Annotated in this window: 13 protein-coding genes; 6 read left to right on the forward strand and 7 right to left on the reverse strand. The window is 48.7% G+C overall.

The window, feature by feature from the left end; all coding sequences use genetic code 11:
• Positions 1-164: 164 nt before the first annotated feature.
• From C6P39_RS08065 to C6P39_RS08090, 6 genes are all read right to left on the reverse strand, one after another.
• Entirely contained in the window at positions 165-1,115 is a 951-nt protein-coding gene (locus C6P39_RS08065; RefSeq protein ID WP_104803397.1) for a TIGR03943 family putative permease subunit, read from the reverse strand.
• A gap of 23 nt (positions 1,116-1,138) precedes the next feature.
• Complete coding sequence (locus C6P39_RS08070; protein ID WP_104803398.1) at positions 1,139-2,416, reverse strand: GTP-binding protein; 1,278 nt, start codon at positions 2,414-2,416, stop codon at positions 1,139-1,141.
• Between the two features lie 216 nt (positions 2,417-2,632).
• Positions 2,633-5,260 carry an ABC transporter permease gene (locus tag C6P39_RS08075; RefSeq protein WP_104803399.1) on the reverse strand — a complete coding sequence of 876 codons (2,628 nt, stop codon included), beginning with the start codon at positions 5,258-5,260 and terminating at the stop codon, positions 2,633-2,635.
• Positions 5,257-5,940, reverse strand: a complete 684-nt coding sequence (locus C6P39_RS08080) for an ABC transporter ATP-binding protein (protein WP_104803400.1) — start codon at positions 5,938-5,940, stop codon at positions 5,257-5,259. Before C6P39_RS08080 ends, C6P39_RS08075 begins: the two co-directional genes overlap by 4 nt.
• A 73-nt stretch (positions 5,941-6,013) precedes the next feature.
• A complete protein-coding gene (locus C6P39_RS08085) occupies positions 6,014-6,919 on the reverse strand; it encodes a sensor histidine kinase (RefSeq protein ID WP_104803401.1) in 906 nt (301 codons plus the stop codon).
• Position 6,920: 1 nt separating this feature from the next.
• Entirely contained in the window at positions 6,921-7,592 is a 672-nt protein-coding gene (locus tag C6P39_RS08090) for a response regulator transcription factor (protein WP_104803402.1), read from the reverse strand.
• Positions 7,593-8,090: 498 nt separating this feature from the next.
• On the opposite strand from C6P39_RS08090, the gene nhaC reads away from it, so the two are divergent.
• The 3 genes from nhaC to hisD all read left to right on the forward strand — a co-directional run bounded on the left by nhaC (position 8,091) and on the right by hisD (position 11,833).
• The gene (nhaC, locus tag C6P39_RS08095; protein ID WP_104805884.1) at positions 8,091-9,536 is read left to right on the forward strand and encodes a Na+/H+ antiporter NhaC; all 1,446 of its coding nucleotides are present in this window, start codon (positions 8,091-8,093) and stop codon (positions 9,534-9,536) included.
• Positions 9,537-9,563: 27 nt separating this feature from the next.
• Positions 9,564-10,463: an acetamidase/formamidase family protein gene (locus C6P39_RS08100; RefSeq protein ID WP_104803403.1), complete on the forward strand. Its 900-nt coding sequence runs from the start codon at positions 9,564-9,566 to the stop codon at positions 10,461-10,463.
• Positions 10,464-10,567: 104 nt separating this feature from the next.
• A complete protein-coding gene (hisD, locus tag C6P39_RS08105) occupies positions 10,568-11,833 on the forward strand; it encodes a histidinol dehydrogenase (protein ID WP_104803404.1) in 1,266 nt (421 codons plus the stop codon).
• A gap of 105 nt (positions 11,834-11,938) precedes the next feature.
• On the opposite strand, the gene C6P39_RS08110 is transcribed toward hisD, so the two are convergent.
• Complete coding sequence (locus C6P39_RS08110; protein ID WP_104803405.1) at positions 11,939-13,102, reverse strand: MerR family transcriptional regulator; 1,164 nt, start codon at positions 13,100-13,102, stop codon at positions 11,939-11,941.
• Positions 13,103-13,368: 266 nt separating this feature from the next.
• Here C6P39_RS08110 and C6P39_RS08115 point away from each other — a divergent pair, with 266 nt between their 5' ends.
• The 3 genes from C6P39_RS08115 to C6P39_RS08125 all read left to right on the forward strand — a co-directional run bounded on the left by C6P39_RS08115 (position 13,369) and on the right by C6P39_RS08125 (position 17,514).
• On the forward strand, positions 13,369-14,409 hold the full coding sequence (locus tag C6P39_RS08115; RefSeq protein WP_104803406.1) for a threonine aldolase family protein: 1,041 nt from the start codon (positions 13,369-13,371) through the stop codon (positions 14,407-14,409).
• Positions 14,410-14,500: 91 nt separating this feature from the next.
• A complete protein-coding gene (locus tag C6P39_RS08120) occupies positions 14,501-15,388 on the forward strand; it encodes an AraC family transcriptional regulator (protein ID WP_158661495.1) in 888 nt (295 codons plus the stop codon).
• A 128-nt stretch (positions 15,389-15,516) separates the two neighbouring features.
• A complete protein-coding gene (locus C6P39_RS08125; RefSeq protein ID WP_104803407.1) occupies positions 15,517-17,514 on the forward strand; it encodes a glycoside hydrolase family 31 protein in 1,998 nt (665 codons plus the stop codon).
• The last annotated feature ends 66 nt before the right edge of the window (positions 17,515-17,580 follow it).

The following is a 17,580-nucleotide window of genomic DNA, read 5'->3' on the forward strand; positions in this document are numbered from 1 at the left end:
TTTATGCGCTTGCGCATGAAAATCCCGAGGCAGCCAGCGCGATATGGGGCAAAATGCTCCATATCTGTCAATCGCAAAGCGTGTTACTGTTTACAGAACCGTGTGTTTTGCAGGGCTGTGAATAGTAACGTTTTCCGCCTGCAGTGACGGAAGGCTCCTGGTTTTTAGTTGAAATATACCAGTTCATCTTTCAGGGGTTCTGTGCGCTCCACAGAAACGGCTGTGAGCACAGGTCCCACTTTGTTGTAAAAATCTATATACTTATAATCTATTGCTGCCACAACCTTCACCCATTTTCCCGTTCTCAGGGCCCGGGCTTCGGGGCTTTTGCATACATAGCCGATAAATGTAGTGTCGTCCGCGCAGCAGGTCATTGCCATACGGCCGGGTACAAACATATCTTTTTCAAATTCCCTGGATTTTAAAACCATGCCGGTGAAGGATACTTTTTTCCCTTTATACGTTTCAGGGTGGTCCATGGCGTCAATAAACCAAATGCCGTAGTCCTCATCCATGATCTCAATAATATCGGCATTTACGTCAAAAGGCATTTCATCCTCAAAGATATTTTCAATCTCGCCTTCCTCGTCCTCGAAGATGATCTCTGCCGCCTGGTTCACTACTTTAACACTTCTGCGGAAGGCTGCCAGAGGCATCCCCTGCTCACAGCGGTTGAAAAGGACCATGTCCGCATTTCTTATCATCTCCACAAAGAGGGATTTCATGTTATTCATATACACCTGGAAGGTGCCGGCATCCACAGTCACAATGTGCTGGACGATCCCCCAGCCCTTGGGCATATCCATTTCTTCCAGTTTGCTCAACTGCCACATGCCGTTGTATTCAATAATGATGCGGGCAGGATTGTAAAACGCATCGTATGCCACCAGCCGTTCCGGGGTCAAATCCTCCGGGTTGTCCAGGATCTCCACGGATGTCCTGCTCTTTTTCATGGCTTTTTCATCAAATTCTTCCTCCCCTTCCTCACAGAGAATGAGAAGTGTGGGGCCGTCTATCTGAAAATAATCCTGCTCAATGGTAAAATTCAGGAAAGAGGTCTTGCCGCTCTCCAAAAATCCTGCCATGAGGTAAATAGGTACTGTTATTTCATCCATATCTCCACATCCTTTCCCGGGCTTTATGCCAGTTTAAAAAGTTTTTCCAGGCTGCTTTCTTTCAACTTGGAGCCTATGACACAGATCCTTCCCGTGTATTCCGGTGAGCCTTCACGCACATCCGCCTCACCCGGTACCATGTCAAAATAAACCCAGCCGCCGTTTTTGCCTTCCACCATTCCTTTTGCCCTGAGGATCATGCCGTACTCCTCATCATCGGAAAGGGCCTCCAGGATTGTGCGGATTTCCTCTTCCGTATAAGTTTTGGCAGTCTCACGGCCCCAGCTTGTGAAAACTTCGTCCGCGTGATGGTGATGGTGGTCATGATGGGCATGGTCGTGGCCACAGCCGCATGCTTCGTCATGATGGTGCTCATGGCCGCCTTCTTCTCCGTGGTGATGCCCACAGCTACATTCTCCGTCATGATGGTGCTCATGGCCGTCTTCTTCCCCGTGGTGATGCTCACAGCCGCATGCTTCGTCATGGTGGTGTCCATGGGCGCTTTCCTCTCCATGATGGTGCTCATGACTGATTTCCCCGTCATGGTGATGCTCACAGCCGCACGTTTCATCATGGTGCTCATGGCCGTTTTCCTCTCCATGATGATGCTCACAGCCACATTCCCCGTCATGGTGGTGTTCATGGTCGTGGTGCCCGCCGCATACGGGGCATACCTCCTCCTCCAGCAGCTCTTTCTCCAGAGAACGGTTATTTTCCATAGTATCCAGAATCTTCGCACCGGAAAGCTTTTCTATGGGGGTTGTGATAACTGCTGCGGATTTATTCAGACCGCGGATCAACTGCAGGGCAGCGATCACCTTTTCCTCCGTGGACTTGTCTGTTCTGCTCAAGATAATGGTTCCCGCGTATTCAATCTGGTTGCTGAAAAATTCGCCGAAATTCTTCATATACATTTTGCACTTCATAACATCCACAAGTGTTGTGAAGCTGTTAAGTTTTATGTCAACCTCTCCCTCCACTTTTTTCACTGCCTTGATCACGTCGGAAAGTTTTCCCACTCCTGAAGGCTCAATAATAATGCGGTCCGGCTGGTATTTCTGGATCACCTCTTTTAATGCCTCACCGAAATCCCCCACCAGGGAACAGCAGATACAGCCGGAATTCATCTCACGGATCTCAATCCCTGCCTCTTTCAAAAATCCGCCGTCAATGCCGATCTCACCAAACTCGTTTTCAATGAGCACGACTTGCTCACCGCTGTATGCCTCTTTCAGAAGCTTTTTGATCAATGTGGTCTTGCCTGCTCCTAAAAAACCTGAGAAAATGTCAATTTTTGTCATCTTTGTCTCATCCTTTCAAATCAAATTTTTATTTATATTCTGTCAGTATAACCGCCGTAAAGTCCGGATAACCAGCCGTTGTCTCCCTGATTAGCTATAACACGGTAAAAGGGGACGAAAGTACTACTTCCGCCCCTGTTGTGCATGAATTTGTCCGAAACGCTTTTGCGCTTTTATCATATTATCATAAATTGATAGAAATTAGCAAGATTTTTTTCAACGCCTGATCTCCTCCACAACTGAATCTTTCAAAACCGCTCTCACCGGCATTGCCACTGCCGCCATACTAAGCAGGATATTCACCGCCGTAAGCCCAAAAATAAGCCACATTGATACCTCCTCCTGAGGCATGACAAAAAGGTAAACCTTCTGCATCATATAGAGCAGAAATCTTCTCATCAGCACATAACCTGCCGCCATCACCAGGCTTGCATAGATTCCATACCGCAGAGCCTCCTTGAGCATCATCCCCATATAGCCTCTGTCACTGATCCCCATTGCACGGAGAATACCAAATTCGTGACGCCTGGACAGCACCATGGAACTGATACTGTTCATAATATGCAGAACACTGATGAGCAGAAGGATCAGGCCCACACCGTAGAAAAATAACATTTTCTGTGCTAAAAAAGTATTCTCTCTGGCAATATCCGCAGTGTAGTCCTTAAAAACACACCGCGGAACGCTTGAAACAGCTTCTCTGACCTGTTTTTCCACCCCATTAGTTTCTGAAGCAGAGGCTTTATCCATACTGATGATCTGATATCCCTGCACCCCAAAATTATCTTTCATCTGCTTATTTGTAAAGATAAGACTTAGACAATCCGAGTCCCCTCCTATATAGAAATCTGTTTTTGCCATTGTCCGGTTCACAAGCGCAGCCACCGTGAATTCTTTCTCCCGGTACCACTCCTCCCCGGACTGAAACTTATATACTTCTTCGGGCACCCCCTGATCCTTCGGTACTTTTAAAGTGATGGTATCCCCCGGGCGTATCTTCAGTCCGTCATAATTCCCCTGCCCGTCCATAATAGTCTGAAGTATCACTGCGTTTTCCTTCTCCAGGGACTCCGGGTCAATGGTTCCCTCCAGCAGGTAATCTGAAAGTTTCCCTATCATCTCCGGTTCATAACCGTACACGTTTGTTTTCAGGCGGAAATCACCGCCGGCGTCTTCCACTGCCCTGCCTCCATACAGCTCCATATTCCTCCGGCTGATATTTTCCGCACATTCCGGGTCGTATTTAACACCGATTTCAGCAAAATAGGTAAGCCATTCAAAATCCTGCCTCTTAACAGGTATCTCCCCCAGCAGATAGCTTGTAGGAAGGACCTTTGAGATTCCCCGGATCTCCTTCAGCTTGTCTGCCGTATCTTCCGGGATCACCTGTGACAGATCATTGGACTCCTCATACAGGAGCATATCTGACCCCAGGCCGTCATCTGCTTTCATGGTCAGCATATTATTCTTCTTTGTGTTGGCAGTCATATAAGAGGTTCCCAGAAATATGATTCCCCCAAGAGCCAGCGAGAATAAAATCCCCACAAAAACACTTTTTCTCTCAAACATAAATTTTTTGGTAAGGACTTCCGGCATATCTTCTGTCTTAAGGCTGTAGATCTTCCTGCTTCTCTGTTTTGCCGGATTTTTTCGGAGTATTTGCATAAGATTCATTTTAACCAGCTTTCTGCAGAGCCTCATACTGACCAAGACCAGTAATACAGACAAGACTGCAAAATTTCTTATAAGAGAATCCGTATCGGCCATAAAACTGCCCGGAACCGCATCTTCACTGGTAAACACACGGGAAAAGCGGCCGTATAAAACCCTGGCAGCTAAATTCCCCAGCAGACTGCCCACCGGATATCCTATCAGAAAAATCCCCCATAGTTCCAAAAACATCATTTGGAAAAGACGGATGCCCCCAATCCCCAGCACATTTAATACCCCATACTGGGATATCCTTTTTTGCAGAGAGATCCGGTAGATGCTGTAAATAATAAAAATACTGAACAGTATCAGCACAACAGATATGGCGCTTCCGTTTGTCCCCGGATTATCTCTCAGGATTGAGGACAGGATATAAGTAAATTTTCCCTCCGGAAGCTGAAGCCCGGTCTTGATAATATATAAAAATGCAGTGGGCAGGGTCCCCTCCACATAGGCAGTCAGCTCATTGTTTCTTTTTAATGTCTTTGTGGGAATCTTAAATTGAGCTGCCAGGGCTTCCAACTGCTTATATACCTTTTTCCCTTCATCAAAGCGCAGATAGAGCCGTGTCTTCCCTGTTTCATTTGGTGTATCTTCACTGACAAAAGCTATCATCTCTTCCCCGCTGTTTGCCGGGCGGCTTTTCACGATCCCGCAGAGGGTATATGTCTTCTCACCCAAAGTAACCCGGGTTCCCAGCTTTTTTTCAACCTGAAGATTGCTGATGGTATAGGTGTCCAGAGCAATTTCATCCTGCTGCTGCGGATACTTTCCTTCCTCCAGCGTCCTACCCATGATATCCATATAGTCCCCGTCACCGTAAGTCAGGGAGATCACATACGGTTCCCCTATCACTGCTTTTGTCTCCATATGGCCTACACGTTTCAGTTCATATCCTCTGCCTTTGGGATGTTTTTCAATCTCATCCTCCATCTTTTCATCCGCGTCTGCATAATAATGCCAGTCTCCGCCCCTTTGCCTGGCATTCTCCCTGCTGCTGGACTGACCGCTGTATACAAGGGAGCTGATCCCGCCCAGAAGTGCCATAGCAAGAAGGATACTGAAAAAGATAGACAACGTCTGGCGCAGATAAAACCGGCTGTACTGCCAGGCAAGTTTTGCGGCTGTCCTCATACCCACGCACCGCCTCTCTCATAAACCCTGCCGTCCTCAATACGGATAATACGGTCACAGGTCTGGGCAATTGCCTCGTTGTGAGTCACCATAAGTATGGTCTGGTGGTACTTGTCACTGCTGGCTTTCAGAACCCCCATAACCTCCATGGTGGTCTTGGAATCCAGGTTTCCGGTGGGTTCATCTGCCAGGATCACAGCAGGCTTATTGGCTAAGGCTCTGGCTATGGCCACCCTCTGCTGCTGCCCTCCGGAAAGCTCATCCGGGTACTTTTTTCTCTTTTCCCAGAGTCCCAGATCCTTTAAAAGTTCTTCTATGTACCGGTGGTCCACATACTTCCCCTTGTCAAAAGTAACGGGCAGAGTGACATTGTCATATACATTCAAGACCGGCATAAGGCTGTAATTCTGGAACACAAACCCTATATTTCTTCTTCGGAAAATTGTCAGTTCCCGGCGCTTCAGGCTTTGGATCTCCCTGTCTCTGATCGTTATTTTCCCCTCAGTGGGAACATCCAGACCTCCGATCAGGTTCAAAAGCGTACTTTTCCCGGAACCGGAGGTTCCCACCAAAGCGGCAAATTCTCCCTGCTCTATGTCCAGCGAGATCCCATTCAGGGCCTTCACTGCATTCTCACCCTGACCGTAAATCTTAGTCACATCTTTTACCTGTAAAATCATTTTGTCTCATCCTCCTTTACAAGTTTGATTTTATCAGGCCCGCCTTTCAAACAGGCTACAGGATCCGGGCTTCTCACTTACAGTTCTGTAAGAATACACGAAAGGTACTTCCAAGTCCAGGCTGTGAGTTTACTGTCACATAACCCTTTTCCTTTTCCAGGATCAGTTTCACAAGATACAGGCCGATACCGGAGCCTTCTTCCCCGGACACCTTGGGACTCCTGTAAAAACGTTTGAAGATCTCTGTCTCCTCCGCCTTTTCAATCCCTGCTCCCTGGTCAGATATCTGCAGTTCACTGTACATTTCATACGACTTTACACGGATGGTGATCCGGCTGCCCGGCGGTGAATATTTCACTGCATTTTCCAGCAGGTTTTCCAGCGCTTCCGCTGTCCATGACGGATTATGCCACAAATACAGGGATGGAAACTCTTCCACCTGTATCTGGATCTGCTTTTTTTCCGCCTTCTCATATATGCTGTTCACTGCCTGTAGCAAAGTGGGCTTTATATCCGCATCTTTGCCCTCAAAGGTGATGACATCCTGTTCCAGGCGGACCATCTTCAGAAGGGAATTGAGCACCCACTGTATTTTCTCTGTCTGGCGGCGCAGCTTCTCCAGAAAATGTTTTCTCTGTTCCCGGGAAAGCTCCTGGTCTTCCAGTATCTCACCGTACATCCTCACATTGGCAAGAGGTGTTTTCAACTGGTGTGACATATTGGAAACCAGCATCTTAACCTGTTCCTTTTCCTGGCTTGCCCCTGATATCTCCAGATTCTGCCGTTCTTGCAGCCTTCTGGCTTTATACGACAGGGCCGACAGCGGCCCCTCCTTTAAATCCGATATGTTGACCGGCTTTCCGCTCAGGATCTCATCCATCATCCGGTCCATTTCCCGGTACATTTTCCTTGACCTGTACCGTTCCCACAGGGCAAATCCCATGCAGAGAACTGCCATCCCCAGAAACACTGGCTCCATATCATATCTCCTTCCACATATATCCCATTCCGCGGATATTCCTGATAAATACAGGATCATCCGGATTCTCCTCTATTTTCCGGCGAAGACGGCGGATATTTACGGATACTGCATTCTCATCCACAAAACGGCCTTCGCTGTCCCAGACATGGGCCAAAATCTGTTCCTTGCTGACGATTCGGCCCTTGTTGTCTATCAGATAAGTGAGAAGCCTGTATTCCACTGTACTTAAACATATCTCCCTATCACCGCGCAGCACACGGCAGGTATTTTTATCTATGTAAAATCCATTGGAACACTGGGTGAGTTCCCCATCCTTACGCTTTAGCTGTTTCTTTATCCTTGTCTTTAAAACCGCCAGGGAAAAGGGCTTTGACATATAGTCATCCGCCCCTGTCTCCAGGGCCTGCACCTCGTCCATTTCCGTATCCCTGGCTGTAAGCATCAGCACCGGGACCTGACTGTTTTTTCTTACCTCCCTGCAGAACCCATACCCTGTCCCATCAGGCAGGTTACAGTCTAATATGATAAAATCCGGAGAGAATTCCCGGAATTTTCTCAGGCCCTCCTTCATTGTGGACGCACAGATAACCCGGTATCCCTCACTTTCCATAGAAAATGCCAGACCCTCCAGCAGATCCCGGTCATCCTCCACTATCAGCAATTTGTTCATTCTCTTTCCCTCCTGATCGTCCGTGTAAGAATGAAACGCATACCCCAAAGGACATCCCCTAACTTATGCAGCCGCAAGTGCTGCGCCATAAGATATACATTTTCGTAATTGTTCAGTACCCTCACAGTTACAGGCAAAAATCCATGCAAGATCGCCTTTGGCGATAGGATTTTTGCTTGGCCGCGGTACACTTTCTTACGGTCAGCGCAGTGAATGCGCAGACCTACTGAATAGTTACACATCTTCCATCAGTATAGCAAAAAAGAGGAAAAAATGCGAACACAAGAAATACCGGAAGGTTCATACCTTTTATGGAGTAGTTAATGTACACTCCGTGTACAGTAACATGGAGTATACTCCATGAAATCTTTCTTTTTGCTTGTTGACATTGGTTTTACAGGCTATGATAGTCTTAATTCATCAAAAGCTGAAACATTCTGTGACGATAAAGGAATGAAAGCGTTACGGATTTTCAGTAAGAATGGAGGAAAAAGATTTATGAACGCAAAAAAGAAAGTAAAGAAAGAGCCTACCTTGTTTCTGGCTCTGACCCCGGTGGTGCTGACTGTCATCATCCTGATCTTTTCCGTATCTGTGCTGAAGGTGGATGTACAGGTTCCGCTTATTCTCGGTACCTGCATCACTGCCTTTATCGCTATCGTATTTATGGGTTACACCTGGCAGGATCTGGAGGACGGGGCCATTGAATCCCTGAAGAGTATCATGCAGGCAGTCCTGCTGCTGATCATCATCGGCGCCACCATCGGAACCTGGATCGTAGGCGGTATTGTCCCCGCCCTTGTATACTATGGACTGCAGATCCTCACTCCTGCCTTCTTCCTGGTGGCCTGTATGATTCTGTGCAGTATTGTCTCCCTGGCTGCAGGAGGGTCCTGGGCAACTGTGGGAACCATCGGCATTGCGCTTGTGGGAATCGCCAAGGGTCTTGATATCCCTGTAGGTCTGGCAGGTGGTGCCATCATCTCGGGCGCCTACTTTGGTGATAAAATGTCTCCCCTCTCTGACACCACGAACCTGGCTGCTGCCATTGCCGGCGCCAAACTCACGGACCACATCAAACATATGATGTACACCACAGTTCTTGCCTATGGCATCTCCATTGTGGGATTCGGTGTTATCGGCTTCCGCTTTGCCGGACAGGAACTAGACCACGGTCAGATCAACGGCATTTTAGATGCCCTGGCTTCCAACTATAACATTACCCCCTGGCTGCTTCTGGTCCCGGTCATTGTAATCGTACTCATTGCCCTGAAAGTCCCGGCCATTCCCGGCCTATTTGCGGGAACCGTGCTTGGGATAATCTGCGGTGTTGTTTTCCAGCACCAGGACTTATCCATTGTTTTCAATGCGGTACAGAACGGTGTCGTGGTTGAGACAGGCCATGCCATGGTAGATGAGCTTCTCACAAGGGGCGGACTGATGAGCATGATGTGGACGGTTTCCCTGATCATCTGCGCCCTGTCTTTCGGCGGGATCCTGGAGTGCACAGGCATGATGAGCGTCATTGCCAACAAACTCCTGGAATTTGCCAAGAACACCGGATCACTGGTGCTGGTGACCATTATATCCGCCCTGTTCTGCAACGTTCTTTTGGGCGACCATTGTATCGCCATTGCCATTCCCGGCAGAATGTTCAAGGACGAATACAGAAAGCGGGGACTGGCCCCCAGAAACCTTTCCCGTGTACTGGAGGATGCAGGTACCGTGACTTCTCCCCTTATTCCCTGGAACACCTGCGGTGCCACCATGTCCGGATTTTTAGGGGTACCCACGCTGGCTTATCTGCCGTACTGCTTCTTTAATATTCTTTGTCCCATTGTCTCAGCCATCTTCGGCTTTACAGGGTTGACCATCATGAAACTGGAAGATGACCCGTCCTCAGACCAGTATGTGGAAAAAAAGAAGCACCTTGTAAAAGAATAAAAATAGTTTGTTTTCTGGAGGAACTTTATGAAAAATCTTAACCGGGACCATGTGATCTATACAATGAGCGGACAGCATGCTCCTGTTCTCACCATAAAAGACGGTGAAACCGTCACTGTACATACTTACGACTGTTTCAGGGACAGGCTGATCCCGGAGGACAGTTCCTTTGATTCACTGCGCTTTGATGAACTGAATCCTGCAACCGGCCCCATTTTCGTGGAAGGGGCAGAGCCGGGGGATACCCTGAAGGCAGAAATACTGAAGATTTCACTTGCTGATATGGGTGTTACTGAGATTGATTCCGACTTTGGTTGTCTTGCCCGCCTGGTAAAAGCCCCTGCATTCAAACGTCTCCCCATAGAAGATGGGAAAATCCGCTTCAGTTCCCGTCTTTCCCTGGACAAAAAACCTATGATCGGGGTTATCGGGGTAGCCCCCGCAGGCCGGGAGATCCCCACAGATACACCGGATACTCACGGGGGCAACATGGACTGTACCCAGATTGGGGAGGGTGCCAGTGTGTATTTTCCCGTGTCTGCCAAGGGGGCGCTATTATCCCTGGGCGACCTGCATGCCTGCATGGGTGATGGGGAGATCGGCGGGTGCGGCGTGGAGATCGCAGGTGAAGTGACCTTAAAACTCACCGTCATTCCCGGCTGCAGAAAGCCCTATCCGGTTGTGGTCACAGACAGCCAGGTCATGGCTGTGGCATCCTGCCAAACAGTGGACCAGGCTTGGGAAAAAGCAGTGGAGTATCTGCATGATTTTATGGTGACTGAGACAGAACTCACCTCTGATGAGGCTATCATGCTGCAGTCCATTGCCGCTGATCTGTCCATCTGCCAGACCGTAAATCCCAATAAAACGGTACGCATGTCCATTCCTCTGAAGTATCTGGAGGCATACGGCTACCGTCAGAAATAATCTGCTTGCCAAAGCATTTCCCTCTCTTGTATACTAGATGTAACGTAACTTTTCAGTGCCTTCACGGTTATGGTATATCAGCATTTGCAAGGGAGGGATTTTTTTTGGAGTATCTGAAGAAAGCAAAGCCTGTGGATGGCCGGAGACAGCAGGATCTGGAGGCTGAAGTACATGCCATCATCAGAGATGTGGCTGTGCGGGGAGACGAGGCTTTGATCGAATATAATACGCAGTTTGACGGAAATACCCGCACCGGTCTGCGTATTTCCCCTGAAGAGATCAGGCGTGCCTATGAACTTACTTCCCCTGCACTGATCGAAGACCTGAAAACCGCGGCACAGCGGCTGGAGGATTTTGCAGTAAAGCAGAAAGCTTCCCTGCACGGGTTTACTGACTATGAGATATCACCCGGCATTTTTCTGGGGCAGAATATCATTCCAGTTGATTCCTGCTGCTGTTATGTCCCTGGGGGCGGATATCCTTTGTATTCCACTGCCCTTATGATGGGCATTACTGCCCGGACAGCCGGCGTGAGAAGGATTGCCATGTGCACGCCTGCCGTCAACGGCACTGACAGTGTCCATCCCTCCACCCTGGTGGCTATGGATATTGCCGGGATCCATGAAATATATGCTCTGAGCGGTGCCCATGCCATTGCGGCGTTTGCATGCGGAACCAAGCAAATCCAGCCTGTTGATATGATCGTAGGCCCGGGCAACCAGTATGTGACTGAAGCCAAACGCCAGTGTTACGGGCGTATCGGCATTGATTTTCTGGCCGGTCCCAGCGAGATCCTGGTGATCGCTGACGGAAACGCCGACCCATCCTGTATCGCTGCAGACCTTCTCTCCGAATCGGAACACGATCCCCAGGCCATCGCCCGCCTGATCACCACGGACAGGGAGCTTGGTCTTGAGGTTATCCGCCAGGTGGAAAAACAGCTTCCCGAGCTGGAGACAGAGGACATCGCATCCGCCTCCTGGAATGCGTGCGGCGAAGTCATACTGGCGGATTCCCTGGAGGATGCCTGCAGGCTTGCCAATGCTTTTGCACCGGAACATCTGGTGCTGCAGTTCGATGACGCTTTGGCATATACGGATCATTTTAAAAATTATGGCTCCCTGTTTATCGGGAAATACTCGGCGGTTGTGTACAGCGACTATGTAAACGGCATCAACCATACCCTTCCCACGGGAAAAGCAGCCCGTTACAGCGGGGGAGTATGGATCGGCACATTTTCCAGAGTCTGCACAACACAGCGCCTTACAAAAGAGGCGGCGCAGCAGATTTCGGGTCTGGCCTCCCACCTGGCAGAAGGCGAAGGATTTCCCGGTCATGCAAATGCGGCATCTATCCGGATGAAGACATGAGAGGAGCAGCAGAATGCGTTTTGAAAGGGCAATACCCGGATGATTTACTTCCGTGTATTGCCCTGTTACGTTATTTGCGCAATGCTGCAATATTGTTCTGTCCGACTATGCGTCTTCTTTTCTGCTTTCGTACATCAAAAGCCGGTTGTCTTTTCCCACTTCCACCGGGCAGTCAATGATCCGCTCCTTTATCAGTGCATATCCATTTTCTTTCATTTCCTCAAGAAACTGCATTTTATCAAACTGCCTTTCCCCGGCTTTTCCGGAAAAATAGCAGCCTGTTATCTCTGCGTCTCTCTTCAGGTATTTGAATATCTGCCTATGCATAGATTCTCCCCTTGCCGCCTCCCTGTAATTGGAGCTGAAATAGTCGATCAGCAAATCCACGCTTTCCTTTTTCAGGGGGTAATCCCCGCTGCCATCTGCCAGATAAAGGATATCCAGGTCCAGTTTCAGATACTCGATCCTCTCCTTATACATCCTGAGTACCTGGGGGTAACGGTCTGTGATAATAAACAGCACATGGTTCTCTATCTTTCTGAAATGTGTATATAAATAGAAAAATTCGTTGATATCCGTCTCCATAACCACCCTGTCATAGAGCTGCAGCCCGGAAACACGGTGCAGGAGAAAGTTATAGCTCCTCTGCAGCATGGTCACCACGGATGCGGGAAGATCCTTGTATTTTTCACGTTCCAAGTCTGCACCCCCGTCCGCTTCATCCGCCGCACCGGGAGACAGAACGATCCCATCCCTGATTTCCAGCGCATATCCACAGGCGCAGGCCAGTTTTCCGTTATAAATATACCTGCTGTTCATCTGCACCTGCTCCACAGCAAACGCCTCCCCGCAGAAAGGACAGCGCAGATATTCCAGAGCCTTCAGCGGAACCCCTACCAGAACCTTGTCCCCCGCAGTCTCAATGGTGAAGGATTTTTCTTCCTCCTCTATGCGGGCAATTTCATCCTTTATGTTCTCTATGTCCTCACGCAGAGATTTCTTCTTTTTATCCAGAAGGATCAGGTACTCGGCAATCTCCTGGGGTTCTACCCAGTTGGAGGTACGCCTGAGGGACAAAACTTTCTGGATCTCTTTTAACAGGAATCCCATTTCCTTCAGCTTGTGTATCCAGCGGATATCTTCAATGCTGTCCTCACTGAAATCATACAGATTCCCATGCCTTCCGGGAACTAAGAGGCCCAGCTCCATGTAATAGCGGATTGTATCCTGAGATATATGCAGTAATCTTGAAACTTCACCTATTTTGATACAACCTCACCTCTCTTCCCACTTGGCTCGTTGCGCCCATTATATTGGAAACTGCGTTCCCAATCTCCTTGCAGTCGCCAAATGTGAGCGAACTCCCACTTGGCTCGTTGCGCCCATTATATCAACAAAAACGGACATTTTCAACGAAATGATTTGTTTTTCCGGGAAAGTGTGATAGAATGTAGCTTGAAACAGCAGCATGTCATTTTGAGTTTATGTATGAACTCTGAATGCGATTGAATTACGGAAAAAAGGGGATTTTTACCATGTATAGTTTTCAGAATGATTACAGTGAAGGAGCGCATCCAAACATACTCAGGGCGCTGGAAACCATCAATTATCACCAGAACAATTCATACGGGCTGGATGAACACAGTGACAATGCAAGGGAATTGATTCAGGAAGCACTTGAGGATTACAGCGTGGACATTCACTTCATCGCCGGCGGGACTCTCACAAACCTGACTTTTATCTCCCACATCCTGCGGCCTTATGAAGCTGTTTTAAGCGCTGATACCGGTCATATCAACACTCACGAGACCGGAGCCATTGAATCTACGGGACATAAGGTTTTTTCCATTCCCACAGATGATGGAAAACTGACACCGGACCTCATCCGCCCTGTCTTAAAACTACATGAGAATGAACACTGGGTGGAACCCCGCCTGGTTTATATATCAAATCCCACGGAAGTGGGTACTGTTTACACCAAAGAAGAAATGGAAACCCTGTACGCCTTCTGCAAGCGCCACGACCTGTATCTGTACATGGACGGTGCGCGCCTTTCCATGGCTATGGCTGTGGAGGAGACACACCTGACCTTCCCGGACCTGCCGGATCTATGTGATGCTTTTTACATTGGCGGAACAAAGGTGGGTGCCATGTTCGGAGAAGCCCTGGTGATCGTAAAAGAGGAATTTAAGGATCATTTCCGTTTTAATATGAAACAGCACGGAGCCATCCTGGCAAAAGGCTGGATGATGGGCGTACAGTTTGAAGAACTGTTTAAGGACGGGCTGTATCTGGAACTTGGACGAAAGGGTGTTGCCATGGCTCAGGTCCTGAAGGACGTGTTTGAAAAAGCGGACATTCCGCTTCTGGCACCTGCACCTACCAACCAGGTATTTCCTATCTTCCCGGATGCCTTGGCGGAAGCCGTAAATGAAAGATTCCTGACCACCTTCCAGTGTAAGCCTGACGCGCAACATACCTGCCTCAGATTCTGTACTTCCTGGGCGACCAGCGAGGAGGCTGTCAGAGATTTTGCTTCGGAATTTGAGGATTTGGCGGCCAAATTCAACAGGTAATATCCGAACCATAATGTGTTTGAAACTTCATGTAAAGGCATTCCGGAAGATTTTCATCCAGAATGCCTTTTCTTTGTACAGGAGATCCACTATGAAGATCCATCCAGCGGTTAATGATAACTTAAAAGAGCGGGCCGCTCACGGAAGCCATGAATTTCCCATTCAGGTATACCAGGACATGGAATACTGCGAGAACGGCCTGATCCTCTACAATCACTGGCATGAGGAGGCCGAAATCCTTTTTGTGACGGACGGCATAATGGAACTGGTGGTAGACGGGATTTCAATTCTTGCGGGAAAAGATACGGTTGTCCTCATACCGCCAAATCAGCTTCACGTTGCCTATCAGTACAGGAACCAAAAATGCCGTTTTTCCTCCATCGTGTTCCATCCTGACTTTATTTCCAGCAAAAATCAGGACATTATCCAGGCCGAACAGTTAAGTCCTTTCTTTGAGAACAGTTTTGTCTCCTCCTATGTCATGTATGGCACAGATTTAAAATGTGAAGCTGTACAGCATCTCCTCAGAGAACTGACAAAAAGCTATTTTGCCTCCCACCCTTACCGTGAGCTATTGATCAAGGGATATCTTTACCAGATTTTGTTCCACCTTCTGATCAAAGAAGAAAAACATAATGTCAAATCCACCTCTGACTACATAAATGAGGAACGGAAAAAGAAGATTTTAAGATACATTGACGAAAACTACCAGAATCCCTTAAACCTTGACGCACTTGCCGGTTCTGTCTCCCTGAGCCGGGAGCAGTTCTGCCGTTTTTTCAAGAAGTCCTTCCGCTCCACCCCCATTTCCTACTTAAACCGCTACCGCCTGAACCGCTCCATGGCACTGTTAAGGGAAACCAGTCTTCCGGTCATTGATATTGCCATTGCTGTGGGATTTGACAGCAGCAACTACTTTGCCATCTCTTTCAGAAAGGCCACGGGGATGACGCCCAGCCAATTCAGAAACATGACATGATTTTAATATGATCTGACATCATCCTAGATGTTTTTTTCCTCTGATAATCTTATAATACTGGAAAATGCACGGCGGCCGGCAGTGTCCGGCTCCCAGACTTTTATTCATCTATTTACAGGAGGAAAATTATGTCATTCTTTACCCAAGGCGAAAACTATATTGAATACCACAATGCAGGTGAAACCCTCCGCATTATGGCATGGGGCCGGAACAGCCTCCGAGTGGTGTCTGTCCCCTCAGGCCCTCTTGACCTGGCCTGCAGTGCCCTGAAAGAACAGGCACCGTCAGATACTCAGATTCAGGCAGATGAGGAGACCGCCACGATCACAAACGGCAAAATCTCAGCGCTCATTGATACCAGGGGCTGGAACAGCGCAGCGGTTGTGACCTTCTTCAATGACAAGAAAGAAATGCTGCTCAAGGAAATGGACGGCGGCGGCGCCCTGAATCGCAAAGCCCGGAAGTTCTCCCCTTATATCGGCGGTGATTTCCGTCTGAAAGTCTCCTTTGAAGCCAACAAGGACGAGAAGATCTACGGCATGGGCCAGTATCAGCAGGACATCCTGGATCTGAAAGGCTGCAACATAGAGCTGGCACACAGAAACTCCCAGGCGTCTATCCCCTTCTATGTATCCAGCAAAGGCTACGGATTTTTCTGGCACAATCCTGCCATCGGAAGCGTATCCTTCGGCAAAAATGTGACAGAGTGGAGAGCTGACAGCACGAAAAAAATGGACTACTGGATCACAGCGGGCGACACACCTGCCCAGATTGAATCCCAGTACAGCCAGGTAACGGGAAGGGCTCCCATGATGCCCGAATACGGGCTGGGCTTCTGGCAGTGCAAGCTGCGCTACTACAACCAGGAACAGGTGTTGTCCGTTGCCAGAGAGTACCACCGCCGCGGCATTCCCGTGGACGTTTTTGTGGTGGATTATTATCACTGGCCGCGCTGCGGGGATTACCGCTTTGATGAGCATTTCTTCCCTGACCCCAAGGCGATGGCAGAGGAACTGCGCTCTTATGGCATGGAACTCATGGTGTCCGTATGGCCCCAGATTGACTGGCGCAGTGAAAACTTTAATGAGATGCGGCAGAAAGGGCTTCTTGTCCAGACAGAACACGGCCTGAACGTGCAGATGGATTTCCATGGCAACAATGTATTCTATGATGCCACCAACCCGGAAGCCAGAGAATATGTCTGGAATAAATGCAAAAAGAATTACGGGGAAAATGGGATCAAGCTTTTCTGGCTGGATGAAGCGGAACCGGAGTTCACCACCTATGATTACGAAAACTACCGTTATTATGCCGGAAGCGTTATGCAGCAGGGAAATATCTATCCCCGGGAATACGCCCGCGGTTTCTATGAAGGACAAAAAGAAAACGGGCAGGAGGATGTTCTGAACCTAGTGCGCTGTGCCTGGGCAGGAAGCCAGCAGTACGGGGCTTTGATCTGGTCAGGGGACATCCACTCCACTTATCAGGATTTCCGCAACCAGATCGTGGCAGGCCTGCAGATGGGTCTTTCCGGAATCCCCTGGTGGACCACAGATATCGGAGGCTTCCATGGCGGCAATATTTATGACAAGGACTTCCAAGAACTGCTGATCCGCTGGTTCCAGTTTGGTGCTTTTTGTCCTGTGATGCGCCTTCACGGCAGCCGCCTTCCGCGCACGCCCCTCTACAAAGCAGACGGGGAGGAGACAGAGGGAACAGGCGCTGACAATGAGATCTGGAGCTATGGGGAAGAAAATTACCAGATCATGAAGAAGTTCATTGAAATCCGTGAGATGATGCGGGATTATACCAGAAGCCTTATGGAGGAAACACACAAAACAGGTGCTCCTGTTATGCGCACTATGTTCTACGAATTCCCGGAGGACTTAAATACCTGGGAACTGGATACCCAGTATATGTACGGACCTGACATCCTGGCAGCCCCTATTGTGGAACCACATGCCTTCAAAAGAAAGGTCTATCTGCCTGAAGGAAGCACCTGGACCAATGCCCATACCGGTGAGATCTTAAACGGCGGACAGTGGACAGAAGCAGAGGCTCCTATTGACTCCATGCCTGTATTTTTAAGGGACGGCAGACAGGAATATCTGATCCATACTATTTGACAGAAAATTAAATGTTGACATTTCTTTCCTGCCGCTATATGATTATGGTAGGAAATATCTGAAAAC

It is taken from the genome of Blautia marasmi, from assembly GCF_900258535.1.
Lineage (GTDB): Bacteria > Bacillota > Clostridia > Lachnospirales > Lachnospiraceae > Blautia > Blautia hominis.